The organism is Acinetobacter sp. YH12100 (assembly GCF_013419135.1).
Lineage (GTDB): Bacteria > Pseudomonadota > Gammaproteobacteria > Pseudomonadales > Moraxellaceae > Acinetobacter > Acinetobacter pseudolwoffii.
In genome coordinates this window covers 72,859-91,673 of record NZ_VPAQ01000007.1, presented here as the reverse complement: position 1 = coordinate 91,673, position 18,815 = coordinate 72,859, and the positions used below count along the sequence as shown (strand labels likewise).

The 18,815-nt window shown below is 46.2% G+C and carries 15 protein-coding genes; 2 read left to right on the top strand and 13 right to left on the bottom strand.

Translation table 11 applies throughout. The annotated features are described in order from the left end of the window. Position 1 precedes the first annotated feature (1 nt). From nuoL to ndhC, 11 genes are all read right to left on the bottom strand, one after another. Positions 2-1,897 (bottom strand): NADH-quinone oxidoreductase subunit L, encoded by a 1,896-nt coding sequence (gene nuoL, locus FTU40_RS06730; protein WP_180040229.1) that lies wholly within the window; start codon positions 1,895-1,897, stop codon positions 2-4. Then, positions 1,894-2,202 (bottom strand): NADH-quinone oxidoreductase subunit NuoK, encoded by a 309-nt coding sequence (gene nuoK, locus FTU40_RS06725; RefSeq protein ID WP_004280769.1) that lies wholly within the window; start codon positions 2,200-2,202, stop codon positions 1,894-1,896. Before nuoK ends, nuoL begins: the two co-directional genes overlap by 4 nt. Continuing rightward, the gene (gene nuoJ / locus FTU40_RS06720; RefSeq protein WP_171063341.1) at positions 2,202-2,720 is read right to left on the bottom strand and encodes an NADH-quinone oxidoreductase subunit J; all 519 of its coding nucleotides are present in this window, start codon (positions 2,718-2,720) and stop codon (positions 2,202-2,204) included. The genes nuoK and nuoJ overlap by 1 nt, the downstream gene beginning before the upstream one ends. Further along, the gene (gene nuoI / locus FTU40_RS06715; RefSeq protein WP_005097919.1) at positions 2,720-3,262 is read right to left on the bottom strand and encodes an NADH-quinone oxidoreductase subunit NuoI; all 543 of its coding nucleotides are present in this window, start codon (positions 3,260-3,262) and stop codon (positions 2,720-2,722) included. The genes nuoJ and nuoI overlap by 1 nt, the downstream gene beginning before the upstream one ends. A 16-nt stretch (positions 3,263-3,278) precedes the next feature. After that, entirely contained in the window at positions 3,279-4,286 is a 1,008-nt protein-coding gene (gene nuoH, locus FTU40_RS06710; RefSeq protein WP_005097920.1) for an NADH-quinone oxidoreductase subunit NuoH, read from the bottom strand. Positions 4,287-4,289: 3 nt separating this feature from the next. Further along, positions 4,290-6,968, bottom strand: a complete 2,679-nt coding sequence (nuoG, locus tag FTU40_RS06705; RefSeq protein ID WP_180040227.1) for an NADH-quinone oxidoreductase subunit NuoG — start codon at positions 6,966-6,968, stop codon at positions 4,290-4,292. Positions 6,969-6,979: 11 nt separating this feature from the next. Then, positions 6,980-8,311, bottom strand: a complete 1,332-nt coding sequence (nuoF, locus tag FTU40_RS06700; protein ID WP_005097923.1) for an NADH-quinone oxidoreductase subunit NuoF — start codon at positions 8,309-8,311, stop codon at positions 6,980-6,982. Further along, complete coding sequence (gene nuoE, locus FTU40_RS06695) at positions 8,308-8,817, bottom strand: NADH-quinone oxidoreductase subunit NuoE (RefSeq protein ID WP_100358017.1); 510 nt, start codon at positions 8,815-8,817, stop codon at positions 8,308-8,310. Before nuoE ends, nuoF begins: the two co-directional genes overlap by 4 nt. Positions 8,818-8,831: 14 nt before the next feature. Further along, positions 8,832-10,619 carry an NADH-quinone oxidoreductase subunit C/D gene (gene nuoC, locus FTU40_RS06690; RefSeq protein ID WP_005097924.1) on the bottom strand — a complete coding sequence of 596 codons (1,788 nt, stop codon included), beginning with the start codon at positions 10,617-10,619 and terminating at the stop codon, positions 8,832-8,834. Positions 10,620-10,709: 90 nt separating this feature from the next. After that, a complete protein-coding gene (locus FTU40_RS06685; protein WP_005097925.1) occupies positions 10,710-11,390 on the bottom strand; it encodes an NADH-quinone oxidoreductase subunit B family protein in 681 nt (226 codons plus the stop codon). A gap of 6 nt (positions 11,391-11,396) precedes the next feature. Continuing rightward, positions 11,397-11,942: an NADH-quinone oxidoreductase subunit A gene (gene ndhC, locus FTU40_RS06680; protein WP_005097926.1), complete on the bottom strand. Its 546-nt coding sequence runs from the start codon at positions 11,940-11,942 to the stop codon at positions 11,397-11,399. A gap of 572 nt (positions 11,943-12,514) precedes the next feature. Here ndhC and FTU40_RS06675 point away from each other — a divergent pair. Then, positions 12,515-12,871, top strand: a complete 357-nt coding sequence (locus FTU40_RS06675; protein WP_100329152.1) for a hypothetical protein — start codon at positions 12,515-12,517, stop codon at positions 12,869-12,871. Positions 12,872-12,940: 69 nt separating this feature from the next. Here FTU40_RS06675 and bfmS read toward each other — a convergent pair whose 3' ends face one another. Together bfmS and bfmR are read right to left on the bottom strand one after the other, a co-directional pair. Continuing rightward, positions 12,941-14,608 (bottom strand): sensor histidine kinase BfmS, encoded by a 1,668-nt coding sequence (gene bfmS / locus FTU40_RS06670; RefSeq protein ID WP_159516145.1) that lies wholly within the window; start codon positions 14,606-14,608, stop codon positions 12,941-12,943. Between the two features lie 42 nt (positions 14,609-14,650). Next, on the bottom strand, positions 14,651-15,367 hold the full coding sequence (gene bfmR / locus FTU40_RS06665) for a response regulator transcription factor BfmR (RefSeq protein ID WP_005097931.1): 717 nt from the start codon (positions 15,365-15,367) through the stop codon (positions 14,651-14,653). A gap of 566 nt (positions 15,368-15,933) precedes the next feature. Between bfmR and FTU40_RS06660 the strand changes: the two genes are divergently transcribed. Beyond that, positions 15,934-18,771: a ribonucleoside-diphosphate reductase subunit alpha gene (locus FTU40_RS06660; protein ID WP_005169619.1), complete on the top strand. Its 2,838-nt coding sequence runs from the start codon at positions 15,934-15,936 to the stop codon at positions 18,769-18,771. Positions 18,772-18,815: the final 44 nt, after the last annotated feature.

Sequence of the window (18,815 nt, the reverse complement as noted above, 5' to 3'; positions counted from 1 at the left end):
TTTATTTCCCCACGACCTGAATCACGATCAAGATCATCAGTAGGACAACGACACCGAGCCCCATACTAGATGCATATTCACGCAGTGAACCGGTTTGACGTGAACTTGTAAAGCTGTGACCACTTTTGACCAGTGCAGGAAGTACCAGCCATAAGCCATCAATTGGATCACGACCGAACAGTTTAGCGAACAGCAAATATGGCTTGACGAAAATCAGGTCATAAAGCTTGTCGAAACCTAATGCATTACGGCAGATATTAACCAGACCCGCACCTACAGAAGTGGCAGCAAAACGTTTGACTGCATTGTAAGCAAAAGCGAACAGCACCACACCGACCACAAGACCCGTCAATGCAACAGCAATGGCGATGTATTCAGCACCATGTGCACCTGCTTCAAGCGCTTCAGGAATAATGAAGGCTGGAATTTGGGCTGCATCTAGAATGCTCATCACGGGTGCTTTCAGTACGATTGCCAGACCTGTCGAAAGGACAGCAAGAATCGCCAGTGGCGCCCAGTAAGTTGCACCTTTGATTTCATGATAAGGCGTGTTTTCTTTGCCGAAGAATACCACCCAGATTAGACGGAATGTATAAATCGAGGTTAAGAAAGCACCTGCAACACCGACCCAGTACAGCGTGTTATACACTGGTAAACCAGCAATATGACTTTGCGTCCAGACTGCAGCAAGAATTGCATCTTTTGAGAAGAAACCAATGGTCAGGAATGGAATCGCTGCCAAGGCACCGCCACCAATCGCGAAACATGCAAACAGGAATTTGTTCTTGTAGAACAAACCGCCCATCTTGAAGATGTTTTGTTCGTGATGGTAAGCCAAAATCACCGCACCAGACGACAAGAACAAGAGTGCCTTGAAGAATGCGTGAGTCAGCATGTGGAATAAACCCGCCTGGTATGCTTCAGCACCTACTGCCATAAACATATAACCGAGCTGACTCATGGTTGAGTAAGCCAGAATACGTTTGATGTCGGTCTGAACCAATGCAGCAAAACCAGCTACAAGCAAGGTCACCGCACCTGTGATCGAAATAAACACCATCACTTCTGGCGCAAGTTCAAAGACTGCAAACAGACGGCAGCACAGGTAAACACCCGCCGTTACCATGGTTGCAGCATGGATCAATGCAGAAACAGGTGTTGGACCTGCCATTGCATCGGCTAACCATGTTTGTAATGGGATCTGTGCAGATTTACCTGCCGCACCCAAGAACAATAACAATGCTGTCCAGATGGTCAGCGAAGAACTTTGCGTCATTACAGTCGCTGCATTTTCAACGATGTACTGAATGTTCAAAGTACCGAATTGCTGGAAGATCAGGAACATGGCAATCAGCAGGAATACGTCACCTATACGGGTAACAGTAAACGCCTTGATTGCCGCCAGACCATTTGCAGGGTTCTGGTAGTAATAACCAATCAGCAGGTATGAACACAGACCTACACCTTCCCAACCTAAGAACAATAACGCCAAGTTATCGCCAAGAACGAGAAGCAACATGCTGGCAACGAACAGGTTGAAATAAGAGAAGAAACGTGCAAAGTCTTCTTCACCGCGCATGTACCATGATGCAAAGATGTGAATCAAGAAACCCACACCAGTGACCATGCCCAGCATCAATAAAGACAAGCCATCCAGCTGCAAGCTGATGCCCGGAGCAAAACCGCCAACACTGAACCAGGTCCAGAGATGTTGTACTACTGCAGTTGAACCATTATTCACAAAGTCCATACCCGCAATCAGTGCGAACAGTGCAGATAAACCGACTGCACCGACACCAATCATCGCTGCAACAGATTCCGGAAGCTTGTTACGCCCCGCCGCTAACAGGACAAAACCAATGAGCGGAAATAAAATTGTTAGATATAAATAACTCATCCGCGCATCTCACTAGCAGCATCCACATCCAGGTGATGGAAGCGATGATAGAACTGAAGGACGATCGCAAGACCAATACAAGCCTCTGCCGCAGCAAGCGTCAGGATCAGGATAAACATGATCTGACCATCTGGCTGTGCCCATGCACTGCCCGCCAGGACGAACGCTAAAGCAGCAGCGTTCATCATGATTTCAAGGCTCATTAAAATAAATAGTAGGTTGCGTCGCACCATTACACCGTAAAAACCCAGTGCAAAGAGAATAGATGCAACGATCAAACCATGCTCTAAAGGGATGTTGCCCATTATTCTTTTTCCTCTTCTGCATCTGGTTCACGTTTACCCAAATGGAATGCAGCTACCAAGGCAGCAAGCAATAACATCGCGGCAACTTCAACCAACAACAAGTATTGCGTAAAGAGTGCTTGACCCACGGCTTTCGGGCCCACCATTTCCACACCCATTACCAGTGAAGGCTGTGCGTAATCAGAGTTTAATACCCATACCAGTACCAGACCGATCAGGAAGCTCATCAGCGCCGGATAAGCCCAAGCCGATGAAGTTAACCATTTACGTTCTTGTTCAACGGTTTGTTCACCCAGATTCAGCATCATCACCACGAACACGAACAACACCATGATCGCGCCAGCATAGACAATAATTTCGAGGGCAGCCGCGAACGGCGCACCAACAATCATGAACATGCCTGCAACAGCAAGCAAGGATACGATCAGGCTTAATAAAGCATGTACCGGATTCGCGTTAGTCACCACGCGAACCGTAGAGACAATGGCCACAAGGGCCATTAAATAAAATGGCCACATCATGGTAATAGACTCCGTACATCAACAGGTGCACTTTCACGCTGTGCTTGACCTTTGTCCTTGCCTGCAACTGCCATACCGGTGACACGGTAGAAGTTATAGTCAGGATATTTACCAGGACCAGAAATCAGCAAGTGTTCTTTTTCATAGACCAGGTCTTGACGAACATATTCACCGAGTTCGAAATCCGGGGTCATTTGAATGGCTGTGGTTGGACAGGCTTCTTCACACATACCGCAGAAAATACAACGTGAGAAGTTGATACGGAAAAACTCCGGATACCAGCGACCATCTTCACGTTCTGCTTTTTGTAATGAGATACAGCCTACCGGACAGGCAACCGCACACAGGTTACATGCGACACAACGCTCTTCGCCATCAGGGTCACGCGTTAATACAATACGACCACGGAAACGTGGTGGCACGATTTCTTCGGCCGGCACTTCTGGATATAAAATCGTGTCACGTTTACGCGTTACATGGCTAAACACCATCCAAAGCGAACGAACAATCGATCCAAATCCAGCTAGAAATTTAAACATTTTGTTCTCCCTGCCCTTACCACAAGATCACGGCACCAGTCACCAACAGGTTGACTAGAGCTAATGGCAAGCAAATTTTCCAACCAAAATTCATTACCTGGTCATAACGTGGACGCATTAATGAACCACGTGCCAACACGAACATCATTACAAAGAATGCTGTTTTGATAATGAACCAGAATGCTGCTGGAAGGAACGGAATTTCAAGGTTGAATGGCGCGAGCCAGCCACCGAAGAATAACGTCACGATTAAAGCAGAGATTAGTACTACGTTGACGTATTCCGCAACGAAGAACATCCCCCACTTCATGCCGCCGTATTCGACATGGTAACCTTCAGCCAGTTCTTGTTCTGCTTCTGGTTGGTCAAATGGATGACGATGCGTCACCGCAACACCCGCAACCACGAAGATCAGGAAGCCAAGGAACTGAGGCACCACGAACCAGACATCACGTTGTGCTTCAACGATTTCACGCATGTTGAATGAGCCGGCAATTGCCACCACACCCATCAGCGAGATCCCCAGGAACACTTCATAAGAAATGGTCTGAGCCGCAGAACGTAAACCACCGAGTAAGGCGTATTTGTTGTTGGATGACCAGCCACCGAACAGTACTGCATAGACTGCAATACCTGCCATTGCCATAAAGAACAACAGGCCGATGCTCATGTCTGCCACACCTAGATAAGGTGAAACAGGAATAACCATGAACGACAGCACAGCAGTTGCCATCGCAACTGCTGGCGCCATACGGAAAGTCAGTTTGTCAGCAAATTTTGGTGTCCAGTCTTCCTTGAACATGATTTTCAGCATGTCGGCAACAATCTGGAACATACCGCCCGGACCGACACGGTTCGGACCGTAACGGTCTTGCCACAAGCCGAGTAAACGACGTTCAATAAAAGACATCAACGCAGCGATCAGTACTACAACCAGCAAGATCACAATCGCTTGAATGACTGAATAGGCAATTGGCCAGTTTTCAGCCCACAGCGGCGTTTGACGGATTAATTCTTGTTCCATGAATTACACTCCTACCGCGACTGAAACAGGCTCTGCAAGAGATACCGTCGGTGCCAGACCGATTGGGTAGCCAATATAACCTGTCGGTAAATATTCAATCACTTGAACTGGAAGAACGATTGACGTCTCACCTGCTTTCACCGTGATTGTCTGACCATCTTGAACATTTAAGCGTGCTGCATCCTGCTCACCCACTGCAAATACCGCTTCAGGAATACGTGTTTCCATTGCTGGTGTTTTTACGGTGAATTCACCTGAACCAAAAATATGGTGCATTGGAACTAGGCGGAAGCTTTCAGCATTAACCAAAACAGGTGCCGGTGCAACAAAGGTACGTGCCGGACGTTTTGCCAAACGGTCGAATAAACGAACGCCTGAATCACCACCTTTCAAATGACCACCGACATTGTCCTGGAATTTGTTCCAGGCTTGCGGCGAGTTCCAGCCGGCAGACCATGCAAATGGTACCAGTGCTGAAGGTGTTTGAGTTCCGACATAACCTTCCATCGAGAAGGTTAATGCAGAGTCTTTGTCCACTGGCTGTTTTGGCTCATGGACAGACAATGGCGCGCGCATCGAAGTACGACCTGAGTAACGACGTGGTTCACGTGCTACTTTAAGACCATGGACACGGAAGCCCGCATCTGGTGCTACATCCAAAATACCGTCTAAAGCAGGTACATTTTTCGCAACTGACTCGATCACATCATCCAGCAACGTCCAAGAAATCGCTTTGCCTTTCACGCCTGTTTCCAGAGCGTGTAACCAGCGCCAAGATTCTTTGATTGCCAATTCAGGATTGTAGTAGCTCGGGTCATACACTTGGTAGAAACGTTGTGCACGGCCTTCTTGCGATACCACCGTACCATCACCTTCAGCAAAGCTTGCAGCAGAAAGCACGATGTCGGCTTTTTTCACTGTTTCAGTTTCAGAGTGATCTAAAACAATCACGTCTTTGCCTGAAAGTGCAGCATCCACTTGTGCAGCAGGTAGACGACGATACAGATCGTTTTCAACCACGATCACTGCATCATAATCTTGTGCAAAGGCTTGCTCTAAGCTTTGACCACCGAAGATTGCCATACCCATCGAGTTCACTTCAGGAACTGTCAAGGTCAAGCCTGCATTACCCAGATTTTGTGCAACTTGTGCAGCAGCTTCCATGATTGATGCATCTTGTAAGCTGGTACCCGAGATGATCAATGGTTTTTTCGCAGCTTTTAAGGTGTCGGCAATCGTTTGTGCAAATGCTTTCGCATCGTCATCTAAACCGAGAATTGCTTCACCCTTCACGCCCGCAGCAACAGCAAAACCTAAACGCGCGATGTCGTTTGGAGAAGCAACCACTTCGCCTTCCGCTACGTCAGACAAACGGGTTTGTGTCGCAGCCAGGATGTAAATCGGAGATTTCGCATCTTGAGCAATACGTTGTACCGGCTCAGCCAGCCATTCCTGGGTACGACGTTCCGCTGCCATCTCTTTGCCTTTATTTTTCGCAGCTTGGCGAACAGATAAAGCCATACGAGGCGCAGTTTGGGTTAAATCTTCACCTAAGATCAGAACTGCATCATAGCTTTCAATTTCACGCATATTCGGGTTGTAAACACCCTCGGTTTGCATGATTGAAGCTGCAAGTTCAACCAGATTTTGCTCTTTTTGAGATAAACCTGTTGAGAAGTTCTCTTGACCCACCAACTCACGCAGCGCGAAGTTTGATTCAAGTGATGCACGCGGTGAACCAATCCCCAAAACTTTTTTGTCCTGGATATTTGCAATCACCGTATCAAGTGCTGCATCTACTGAAACAGTTTCTACAGTCGCACCTTTACGGAATTGTGGCTGACGCGGACGGTCTTCGCGGTTCACATAACCTGTACCGAAACGGCCTTTATCGCATAGGAAGTATTGGTTAACTTCACCATTGAAACGGTTTTCGACACGGCGAAGTTCACCATAACGCTCACCCGGAGAAATGTTACAACCTGAAGAACAGCCTTGGCATACGCTTGGCGCATATTGCATGTCCCATTTACGGTTATAACGTGCCGAATGAGTTTTATCGGTAAATACACCTGTTGGACAAACTTCAGTCAGGTTACCCGAGAATTCAGATTCTAAAGTGCCTGATTCTGGACGACCGAAATACACACGTGATGCGTTGGCATACACGCCGAAGTCCGTACCACCTGCATAGTCTTTGTAATAACGCACACAACGGTAACAGGCGATACAACGGTTCATTTCGTGAGAAATGAATGAGCCAAGCTCTTGGTTGTAATGGGTACGTTTGGTGAAACGGTAGCGACGACGGTCATGCTGCGTCATTACGGTCATATCTTGTAAATGACAGTGACCACCCTCTTCACAGACCGGACAGTCGTGCGGGTGGTTGGTCATCAAGAATTCAACAATCGAAGCACGGAAATCTTTTGCTTCTTTGTCTTCAATCGAGATGTAGGTATTGTCAGATGCAGGCGTCATACATGACATGACCAAACGACCACGGGTATCTTCCGGATTCGCGTATTGAGTCACGGCACATTGACGGCAAGAACCGACAGAACCTAAGGACGGATGCCAACAAAAGTATGGGATATCAATGCCAAGACTCAAACATGCTTGTAGCAAGTTTTCCGAGCCGTTGACTTCATACGATTTGCCATCGACATGAATTGTAGCCATAGTCGAATTCCTTAAGCTTGTTCTACGGAGCTAACTTGAGCAGCGGCATTCACCACCTTCGCTTCAAATTCGCCACGGAAATGTTTGAGTGCGCCCATGAGCGGTTCCATTGCACCCGGTGCGTGGGCACAGAAAGTCTTACCGATCCAAAGCTTACGCGTTAACTCTTGTAAGTGATCGATATCTTCCTGTTTACCTGTGCCATTTTCCAGCGCTTTTAACGCTTTCACTGCCCAAGGCAAGCCATCACGGCAAGGGGTACAGAAACCACATGATTCGCGTGCAAAGAACTCTTCTAGGTTACGTGTTGCTGAAACCATACATTGGGTTTCATCAACCACCATGAGCAGACATGTTCCCAAACGAGAACCTGCTTTCATGATGCTTTCCGCATCCATCGGAAGATCGATATGCTCGGCCGCCAGGAAGTCCGTTGATGCACCACCCGGTAACCATGCTTTCAGCGTTAAGCCATCGCGCATACCACCCGCGTGATCTTCAATCACTTCACGCGCAGTCGTACCAAAAGGCAATTCCCATAGACCCGGGAATTTCACTTTACCTGATGCACCATAGATTTTCGTACCTGGATCTTTCGATTTGCCCGCAGACAAGCCGATATACCATTCAGGGCCACGCAGCATGATGGCGGGTAAGTTGTTGTAGGTCTCTACGTTGTTGACAATCGTAGGACGACCCCAAGCACCTGCAACTTGCGGGAATGGCGGTTTGGTACGCGGGTTGGCACGACGGCCTTCAAGCGAGTTAATCAATGCAGTTTCTTCACCACAGATATAACGACCTGCACCGGTATGCACGTGTAACTCGAAGTTCCAGCCAGTACCCAGAATGTTATCCCCTAAGTAACCTTTGGCACGAACTTGCTCAAGCGCTTCATTTAAGTACTGAGCCGCTTCGATGTACTCGCCACGGATAAAGATATAACCATGGGTTGCTTCAAGCGTATAACCCGCGATCAGCATCCCTTCGATCAGTTGATGTGGAAGATCTTCCATCAACAAACGGTCTTTGAAGGTACCTGGTTCCATCTCATCGGCATTACAAATCAGGTAACGTGGACCTGAATTGTCATTTGGCGCCATCAGTGACCATTTGATGCCTGCCGGGAAGCCTGCACCACCACGACCTTTAACAGTCGCCGCTTTCACCACGTCCAATACATCTTTAGGCGACATCGACAGGGCTTTTTTAAAGCCTGCATAACCTTCGAGCGCTTCGTAATCATCGGCATTACGTACGTTCGCTTGTTTGCTTAAACGCCATGTGAGTGGATGCGTTTCCGGGTTACCGTCGCCATAAATTGGTTTTGGTTCAGTATTCATACATACTTCTCCAACAGCTGTTTCACCGAAGTCACTTCAACCAGACCGTGCGTGTCTTCATCAATCATTAAGGTTGGGCCTTTGTCACAGTTGCCCAGGCAGCAAATTGGCAGCAAGGTAAAGCGACCATCTGCAGTCGTTTGACCAAACTGAATGCCTAATTCGCGCTGGAATGCTTCTGCCAAAGTTTCCGCACCCATCAAGAAGCACGCAATCGAATCACATAACAAAATTACGTGACGCCCAACTGGCTGACGGTAAATACGGTTATAGAAGGTTGCCACACCTTCCAGATCTGCAACGCTCATGTTCAGCATTTGCGCGATGGCATTCATTTGCGCATCATCTACCCAGCCATTACGGCGTTGTACACACTTTAGCGCGTCCAGACACGCCGCACGTGGGTATGGATAGTGCCCCATGTGATGTTCGATATCGTGAATTTCGTCCGCAGTCAAAATTCCTTCAACGTTCACACGTGGCTTTTTATCAGTCAAAATCATCATAATGCGTTTACCCCTTAGCGATCCACGTCAGCCATTACGACGTCAATGGTCGCTAAATAAATGATTAAGTCAGACATGAGGCTGCCGTTAATCACAGAAGGCATTTGCTGTAAATGCGTGAAGGTTGGTGTACGAATACGGGTACGGTAACTCATGGTTGACTTGTCTGAAGTCAAGTAGTAGTTCGACGCACCTTTCACCACTTCCGCCATCACAGATGCTTCACCTGCCGGCATTACAGGACCCCAAGATACGCTTAAGAAGTGCGTAATCAAGGTTTCAATATCTTGTAATGTCTTGTCTTTTGGTGGTGGAACAGCCAGTGGATGGTCTGCTTTGTACGCACCAGACGGCATGTTGTCTAGACATTGCTTGACGATTTTCAGTGATTCTTCGATTTCACGGAAGTGAACCATGACACGTGCATAAGCATCGCCTTCGTACTCTAAAGGAACCTCGAAATCGTAATTTTCGTAGCCGCTATACGGACGATATTTACGAACGTCAAAGTCAATACCTGTTGCACGAAGACCAGTACCGGTTACACCCCAAGCCAATGCAGATTTAGCGTCATATTGCGCCACACCTTGTGTACGACCCATGAATACAGAGTTGCGTAATGCAGCTGTGTAGTATTCATTCATACGCTTCGGCATCCAGTCGAGGATTTCGCGAATGAGGTGCTGCCAGTTGTTTGGAAGATCGTGCGCAGTACCGCCAATACGGAACCAAGCTGGGTGCATACGGTAACCCGTGATCGCTTCAATCGCGTCATAAATCTTTTGACGGTCAGCGAACATATAGAATACTGGGGTCATACCGCCGGCATCCTGAATTGCAGTACCAATAAACAACAAGTGGTTATTGATACGGAACAATTCCGACATCATCACGCGGATACATTGCGCACGGTCCGGTACAGTAATGCCCGCCATTTGCTCCACGCCCATCACATAAGGCATGTTTTGTGCACAACCACCCAAGTAGTCGACACGGTCTGTATACGGAATGAATGAATGCCAGGTTTGACGTTCAGCCATCTTTTCCACACCACGGTGGTGATAACCGATATCAGGCACACAGTCTTTCACTTCTTCGCCGTCCAGCTGCAAAATTACACGGAATGCACCGTGCGCAGATGGATGGTTAGGCCCCAAGTTCAGGAACATGAAGTCTTCATCGGCATTACCGCGCTTCATACCCCAATCTTCAGGCACGAAACGCAGATGTTCCTGTTCGTAGTCCTGCTTGGCCTTGTCTTGTAAATACGGGGTATATTCAGTCGCACGTGCAGAATATTCTTTACGTAGCGGATGACCTTCCCAATAGGTTGGCAACAAGATACGACGGAGCATTGGATGCCCTTCGAAATTGATCCCAAACATATCGTAAGCTTCACGTTCGTACCAGTTGGCATTTGGCCAGATGTTGGTTGCCGTCGGAAGATTCAGATCACTTTCAGCTAAGGCAACCTTAATACGAATGTCAGTATTACGCTCGAGCGACAACAAGTGGTAGAACACTGTGAAGTCAGACGCAGGTAAACCGTCGCGGTGCGTACGCAGACGCTCATCTACCGCAGACAAGTCGAACAACATCACGTAAGGACGTGATACTGTACGCAAGAACATTAAAACTTCTTGTACACGTGCGCGCTCAACCCAGACTGTCGGGAAATCCTCGAAAGTCGTTTGCACATAGAAGTTCTCACCAAATTTGGTTTTGAGTTCTTCAATGATGGCAAATGCTGGGCGTGAATCAACTGGTGTTGATTCTGGCATAGCAATGTCAGTTTCAGCCATTGGCTTGGCTTCCTATTTAATACAAATTCAGTCAACCTAAACGACAATTACACCCATAGCGGGTGCAGCAAAAAAGACCAGTCGTTTAAATTATTTAATTTCATCCATAGAGCGCAAGTTCTTCACAGCAACACGCTGATCTTTCTTACGGTCACGTTCCGGCATCATCTTTGGCTTATACACTGGCTTAAGATCATCACCGATCACCGCAGAAAGCGGACGACGCTCGAGTTGAATCTGGTCTTGCAACAGCATTAATGCCTGAATCAAAGCTTCAGGACGTGGTGGGCAGCCGGGAACATAAACATCGACCGGGATGATTTTATCCACACCTTGTACCACTGAATAAATGTCGTACATCCCACCTGAGTTGGCACATGCCCCCATTGAAATGACCCATTTCGGTTCAAGCATCTGTTCATACAAACGTTGAATGACAGGCGCCATTTTCACAAAGCAGGTACCCGCCACAATCATTAAATCCGCCTGACGCGGTGAAGCACGAATCACCTCGGCACCAAAACGTGACAAGTCATGCACACCGGTTAAGGTCGTCGCATACTCTACATAGCAGCATGATGTACCAAAGTTAAACGGCCAAACTGAGTTTTTACGACCCCAGTTGACTGCTGTATGTACCACATCCTCTAAACGAGTCATGAATACATTTTTATTCACTTCTTCTTCAAGTAACGGATCTTCTACAAGGATACGCTCTTGAAGTGGATATTGATCAGCATCCGGATTCGCACGGGTTAATGTATATTTCATCCCGTCTTACTCCTTATCAGATGATTTAGCCGGTGAGCTTTTCACACGACCAGAGGATTGAGCTGGGATTTGACCTGTAGGGTCGATTACCAATTCTTCAATTGAGTTAAAGCGCGTAATTTCTGCTAGATCCATATTTGGCGAACCAATCTTAGCTTTAATTCCTGCGGCTTTACGTTTGTCTGAAGGTGCCCAGTTGAGTGCGCCTGTGGATAATTCGTAAACCAAACCAACAAGTAAAACTAAAATAAAGATAGCTGCAGTTGCAAAACCAATCCAACCTACTTCACGAACAGAAACCGCCCATGCATATAGATAAAGTGCTTCTAAATCAAACACCACGAAGAAAATTGCAACTAAATAGAACTTTGCAGACAAGCGGATACGAGCCCCACCTGCACCAACAACACCTGACTCAAACTGCTCCTGCTTGGCACGGCCCCATGATTTACCCCCGAGGAGTAATGGGACGGTCAGCATAAAGACGCATAAAAATGTAACGCCGATCACGAAGGCAATAATTGCCCATTCGTATGGAGTAATAGCACTCATGCGGGGATAACTCCTGGCAGGCCTATTTGTTAACAAAGAATGTATGTATTGGCCTTCAAATACACCAAACACAAAATTAATCCCGCCAATTGTACCTGATTTTGGATTTCACTTGCTAGTTTATAAGCCTTAGTCTTTGGGATGATTTTTTAGGCATTTCAGCATTTAATTTGCGTTTGATCTCTCAACATCCGATTTAATCGTTTTATTGGATTAAGTTTTAATTTTCTATTAATTTTTCTATAAACAGCATTCCTGAAAAATAAATCCATTTCAGATCATTCTTGCTTGGCCTCTGGCTTAGATATAGCCCCTTTCACGGCCAAAGCAAAGAAAAATCAGACAAAAACTTATTCTATCCATAACTTTCAGCGGATAAAGCTTTTGATTTAATTTGATATTTAACATGATTTTCACATTTTAACTTGGATTAAAGCACTTTAAGCCCAGCCTCACTCAAGGCAAGCAATTGTATCTTTTTGCAACACACCCAACAGACTGATTCAGAATATGTTATTTGTATTTCTAAGCCACATAATGACATTAATAAAGTAACAATAAGGAGTCCTTGCATGTCTCTACGCTTCTCGCATAAGCCGAATTATTTTTTATTTGCCCAGTTACTGGTGCGACATATCCAAGATTATGTCCAGAAACACCCCAATATAAGTCAGGTCGCTTTTGACTTGCGCGATATCCATGCACTGTTTCAAGAGGATCATGCCTCTTCCAGCATTAATCTGGATGGCATCATGAATATTGCCGATGAATACAAAGTAGAAACTTTATCTGGTGATCAGAGGCTGATCCAGCGCTATAGCATTGATGGAAAAAATACCAAGCTAATGATCGACTTCAATCCTGAAGCCCTGCATGGCCTAAAAGAAGGCAAACCATTGATTGAGCCGGATGCCACCATTCAGGAATAAAATTCTTCCCCAATAAAAAAACGATGCTCAGGCATCGTTTTTTTATAACTCAAAAGCATTTATATAACATCAAGCTGAATGATCACTGATTTCCTCAGTCTTTTCTGCCAACTTGCGCTTGCTCTTCTTTACATAACGCTGTGCAGGCCAGCTCATGATAAAGCGCGCACCACCCAAGCTCGGACTTTGATCCACATGAATCTTGCCACCAAACCAGTACGCAATCCGGCTAACAATGGATAAACCCAAACCATAACCACCCGAAGCACGGGTACGGCTGTCATCCAGTCGGGCAAAGGCTTCAAAGACTCGGGCACGATCCACTTCCGGAATTCCCGGGCCATCATCTTCAACAGAGACATAAGCCTGACCATCCTGATCCAGACCACCACTGATCAGCACCCTATTGTCGCAATAACGCACCGCATTGCCGACCAGATTCTGAATTACGCGATGCAGATAACGGCGCTCTGCCTCAACTACCACATCAGGCATTGAATGTAGCTCAATGATTTTCTGGGTTTTTAATGCTTCAGTTTCCAGAGCTACCTGATTCAGCACTTCAAACAGATTGACCTTTTCAAACTCGATCGAAGGCATGCCCTGTTCTAGCTTGGCATAGGTCATGATCTCGTCAATCAGGGTATTCAGCGCTTCAATATCTTTATCAATCTGTTCGACCTGTTGCAGACGATAATCGTAATCATCTTCATCTGCCATCATTTCCACACCAAAACGAATCCGCGCCACTGGTGTACGAAGTTCATGTGAAACCGCACGCATCAATTCACGCTGGGCTTCAATCAGGCGCTGAATATGATCAGACATATTGTTAAAGCTAGAGGCTAGCGTTGCCATTTCGTCACTTCCTTCTACAGGAAGACGCAATGACATATTACCGGTTTTCATTTTGTTTAAGGCATAGCTGACTTCACGCAACTTGCGCTGCATTGGCACCAACAAACCATACACCCCCAGACTCAGCACAAACAGGCTCAATAAAGTAATACCAGTCGCTAACTGGAATGGCATCCAGTTAAACAATGGCACCGGCCCCATCACCAAGACTTGTGAGGTCGAACCTGGAATTGGCGAAATAATTGAAATGGTGGTGCCACGGATTGAGGCACTATCCCGATACAGGATAATACTGTGATCAAGACGCAAGCGCCCGATCTGCTCGGAATCTAAAGGTAAGCTCTGTACATTTTCAATCGATACCGGATAAGAAAAATGATCCTGAATAGCGGACAGATATTCTTTTTCCTGACCCGGATAATAGACCAGATAATCCAGAATAAAGACCGGCAGCGCCTTCATCTGGCGCTCGGTAATACTGTCGGCCTTTATATACAGGTAATGATTCGGGTCATCGCGCAGCCCCACCACAATATAGGCAATGCCGGTTTTGGCATCCCAGCGCACGACGGCTTTACGATCGGCAATACGGCGACCTTCAGCACGGGTGATATCCACCTTACTGGCTTCTACATAGTGAATTGGCAATTCCAGCAAATCAGAAGCATCGGAAACCCAATCCATCTTTTGCTGAAGATTTGGCTGGCGCGCGACACCCTCACTGATGATATAGGCCATACCATCAGTCAGAGACTCACGATATTCTTGCGCACGCTGATAGTTGATAATCTGTACCAACAGATAGCCGAACACAGCCACCAACACGACAAGGATGACGAGTCCTGCGTATATACGCAAAAATATACTGTGTTTAAACACCTATAGTTTATCCTGCTCGTTCAAGCAACAACGTACATTTGCTTAAATACCATTAGTTTCTTTAACGAATAGATAACCTTTACTACGCACGGTTTTAATACGCTTCGGATTCTCTGGATCGTCACCAATTTTTGGACGGATACGCGAAATACGCACATCGATTGAACGATCCTGACCATCATATTCGATGCCACGTAAACGCTCGAAAATATCTTCGCGGGAAAGAATACGGCCAGCATTTGATGCAAGCAACCACAACAGGTCATATTCTGCACTGGTAAAATCAACCAGATCGCCATTTAAAGTCACTGAACGGCCGCCATTGTCGATGACCAGATCATCAAATTCGATGCGCTGTGCCACTTCATCTTCAGGCACCTTGTCAGTACGACGCAGCAATGCACGAATACGTGCCAGCAATACACGTGGCTGAACCGGTTTAGCGACATAGTCATCTGCACCCATTTCCAGACCCAAAACCTGATCCATGTCTTCAGTACGCGCAGTCAACATCAAAATCGGTTGATGATAATGCGGGCGCACTTCACGACAAATGGTCAAACCATCCGCTCCTGGTAACATCACATCCAGCACCACCATATCTGGCTGCTCAGCGATAATCCGGCGAATGGCACGGTTACCATCCGGCTCCACCCCAACCTCAAGTCCATTACGAATGAGGTATTCTTGCGTTAAACGAGCAAGACGCTCATCATCTTCAACAATTAAAATCTTGGGTAACTTTTCTTCTTGGCTCATGTATTGCCCCTTATTTGGTGGATCTACGCTATAGGCGTATCCTTTTGAAATCCAATAGATACGTTTTTAATATGCTTGCAATATACACACGTTTACATTGTAAACAAGATAGCGCTCACCAAACTGATACATCAAGATAGCATTTTGTAATATTTTATCGTGCATTTTTTGGGCAACTATGCTTGAAACAGTGATTTAGATCTGATTTGTGATTTACACAACTATTACATGAACAAAATATGACTGCTTGATTCAGCACTTTTTAGTTATCCACAATGTTATCTATAAGCACTTTCTCGGGACTTTGTTATGCTATGCCTTGCCTGATAAGGCTTATACAAAAATCAATAAAAATAGCGATATTTTTACAAGGATTAAAGCAAAACTTAAGAAAAATATTTAGCTAAATGTCAATATTGATCTACCCTAAATTTTCCCGTATCTTGTGTTCAATTAATTTTAAAACCACTAGGTCTTGTGTTTATTCCTCAAACACTGTGCATGAAACTTGCCCAGTTCAAACGGTCCATAAACATAAAAATAGATGACAATGGAGCTATGCTAACATGAGCGTAATCACTTCAACTCCTGGTCAACTTCAGGTGATTAAACGCACCGGTGATGTTGCCGCTTTTGATGCAGAAAAAATTTCTGTCGCAATTGGTAAAGCGTTTTTGGCGGTTGAAGGCCAGCAAAGCGCTGACTCGAGCCGGATCCATGATCGTATCGAGCAACTGACGGAAATGGTACTAAATACCTTTAAACGCCGTTTACCTTCTGGCGGAACGATTCATATCGAAGAAATTCAAGACCAAGTTGAACTTGCGCTAATGCGTACGGGCGAACAGAAAGTTGCACGCTCTTATGTCATTTACCGTGAACAACGTTCTGAAGCACGTAAACAGTTAGGTGCACACCATCACCCGACCCTGCAAATTACCGATGCTGAAGGCCAACTTAAGCCACTTGATTTAAGTGCTTTAACTGCGCATGTTACTAAAGCAGCAGAGGGCCTTGAAGGAATTGATGTACAAGCCATTGTCGATGAGACCGTGAAAAACCTGTACAACGGTGTAAAAGAGTCTGACATCTCCACCACCATGATGATGGCGACCCGTACCCGGATCGAGCAAGAGCCGAACTACACCTATGTGACCGCACGTTTGTTGCGTGATGATCTGGTGGCGACTGGTTTGAAATTCCTGGGTCTGCCTACGGATACGCATGAAGGTGAAGCACTTGAAACTTTCCTGAAAAAAGGAATTGAGCTTGAGCTTATTTCACCAGAACTGCTTAACTTTGATCTGGCGAAACTGGCAGCAGCGATTCAACCAGAACGCTCAAACCAGTTTACCTACCTAGGTCTACAGACTTTATTTGACCGCTACTTCATCCATTCCGATGGCGTACGTTTCGAATTGCCGCAATTGTTCTTTATGCGTGTATCTATGGGCTTGTCGCTCAATGAAGAAAACCGTGAAGAACGTGCCATCGAGTTCTATAACTTGTTGTCTAGCTTCGACTATATGGCATCGACGCCTACCCTGTTTAACTCAGGTACGCTTCGTCCACAATTGTCGAGCTGCTACTTAACCACCATTGATGATGACCTGTATGATATTTATGGCGCAATGCGTGATAACGCCATGCTGTCTAAATGGGCAGGCGGTTTGGGTAACGACTGGACACCAGTGCGTGCTTTAAACTCTTACATCAAAGGCACCAATGGTAAGTCGCAAGGTGTAGTTCCATTCCTTAAAGTCGCGAACGATACGGCTGTTGCGGTCAACCAAGGTGGCAAGCGTAAAGGTGCAGTTTGTGCATATCTTGAAACCTGGCACCTGGACATTGAAGAATTCCTGGAACTTCGTAAAAACACCGGTGATGACCGTCGTCGTACCCACGACATGAACACAGCGAACTGGGTTCCTGACCTGTTCATGCAACGTGTATTTGAAGATGCGGAATGGACATTGTTCACACCTTCTGAAACCCCAGATCTACATGATTTGACCGGTGCAGAATTCGCTGAGCGTTATGCTTACTACGAAGGTATTGCCAAAGAAACAAACATGCTGCACAAGAAAATCCGTGCAAAAGATTTGTGGCGCAAAATGCTGTCGATGTTGTTTGAAACTGGTCACCCGTGGATCACCTTCAAAGACGTATGTAACTTACGTTCACCACAGCAACACGTTGGTGTAGTGCATTCTTCTAACTTGTGTACCGAAATTACGTTGAACACCAGCAAAGAAGAAATCGCGGTATGTAACTTAGGTTCGATCAACCTGGTTCAACACGTGCAAGGCGGTGTACTGGATCGCGAAAAACTGGCACGTACAGTAAAAACGGCTGTGCGTATGCTCGACAACGTGATTGACATCAACTACTACGCTGTTCCACAAGCACGTAATTCAAACCTGAAACATCGTCCAGTCGGTATGGGTATCATGGGCTTCCAGGATGCTTTATACGAAATGAACCTGGCGTATGGTTCTGATGCTGCGGTTGAGTTTGCTGATGAATCAATGGAAGTGATTTCGTACTACGCGATTTCAACTTCAAGTGATTTGGCTGTTGAACGTGGTACCTATGAGACATTTAAAGGTTCATTGTGGGATCAGGGTATTTTACCAATCGACTCACTGGATCTGGTTGCAAAAACACGTCCTGAACGTATGTTCGAAGTTGACCGCACTCAACGTTTGGATTGGGACACTTTACGTGCCAAAGTTCAAAAAGACGGTATGCGTAACTCAAACGTGATGGCGATTGCGCCAACTGCAACGATTTCTAACATTTGTGGCGTGTCTCAATCGATTGAGCCTACTTTCCAGAACTTGTATGTGAAATCGAATCTGTCTGGCGAGTTCACCGTGATTAACCCGTACCTGGTACGTGCGTTGAAAGAACGTGACCTTTGGGATGCAGTAATGGTCAACGACCTGAAACATTTCGAAGGCTCTGTACAGAAGATTTCCCGTATTCCTGAAGAGCTTAAAGCCATCTTCGCGACTGCATTTGAAGTAGATACACGTTGGATCGTAGATGCTGCGTCACGTCGTCAAAAATGGATCGATCAGGCTCAGTCTCTGAACCTTTACATCGCTGGTGCAAATGGTAAAAAACTGGACATCACTTACAAGATGGCCTGGTTACGTGGTCTTAAGACGACTTATTACCTACGTGCATTGGGTGCGACTTCTGCTGAGAAATCGACTATTAATACTGGCGCCTTGAATGCGGTTAAAGCAACCACGGTTGCTGCTCCTGCTGCGGCAGTTGCTCCGGTGGTTGAAGCGAAAAAACCTGAAGTTCCTGCAGAGGAAGATGGTTTTGCGCAAGCAGCACCAGTGCCAATGGCATGTTCAATTGACAATCCTGATTGTGAGGCTTGTCAGTAAGCTTTGCTTGACCTCCCCTAACCCCTCCTAAAAGGAGGGGGATC

What these genes read in the sequence shown, in the direction of transcription:
- nuoL (WP_180040229.1), bottom strand. Translation starts at nt 1,897, where the DNA reads ATGAGTTATTTATATCTAACAATTTTATTTCCGCTCATTGGTTTTGTC.
- nuoK (WP_004280769.1), bottom strand. Translation starts at nt 2,202, where the DNA reads ATGGGCAACATCCCTTTAGAGCATGGTTTGATCGTTGCATCTATTCTC.
- nuoJ (WP_171063341.1), bottom strand. Translation starts at nt 2,720, where the DNA reads ATGTGGCCATTTTATTTAATGGCCCTTGTGGCCATTGTCTCTACGGTT.
- nuoI (WP_005097919.1), bottom strand. Translation starts at nt 3,262, where the DNA reads ATGTTTAAATTTCTAGCTGGATTTGGATCGATTGTTCGTTCGCTTTGG.
- nuoH (WP_005097920.1), bottom strand. Translation starts at nt 4,286, where the DNA reads ATGGAACAAGAATTAATCCGTCAAACGCCGCTGTGGGCTGAAAACTGG.
- nuoG (WP_180040227.1), bottom strand. Translation starts at nt 6,968, where the DNA reads ATGGCTACAATTCATGTCGATGGCAAATCGTATGAAGTCAACGGCTCG.
- nuoF (WP_005097923.1), bottom strand. Translation starts at nt 8,311, where the DNA reads ATGAATACTGAACCAAAACCAATTTATGGCGACGGTAACCCGGAAACG.
- nuoE (WP_100358017.1), bottom strand. Translation starts at nt 8,817, where the DNA reads ATGATGATTTTGACTGATAAAAAGCCACGTGTGAACGTTGAAGGAATT.
- nuoC (WP_005097924.1), bottom strand. Translation starts at nt 10,619, where the DNA reads ATGGCTGAAACTGACATTGCTATGCCAGAATCAACACCAGTTGATTCA.
- FTU40_RS06685 (WP_005097925.1), bottom strand. Translation starts at nt 11,390, where the DNA reads ATGAAATATACATTAACCCGTGCGAATCCGGATGCTGATCAATATCCA.
- ndhC (WP_005097926.1), bottom strand. Translation starts at nt 11,942, where the DNA reads ATGAGTGCTATTACTCCATACGAATGGGCAATTATTGCCTTCGTGATC.
- FTU40_RS06675 (WP_100329152.1), top strand. Translation starts at nt 12,515, where the DNA reads ATGTCTCTACGCTTCTCGCATAAGCCGAATTATTTTTTATTTGCCCAG.
- bfmR (WP_005097931.1), bottom strand. Translation starts at nt 15,367, where the DNA reads ATGAGCCAAGAAGAAAAGTTACCCAAGATTTTAATTGTTGAAGATGAT.
- FTU40_RS06660 (WP_005169619.1), top strand. Translation starts at nt 15,934, where the DNA reads ATGAGCGTAATCACTTCAACTCCTGGTCAACTTCAGGTGATTAAACGC.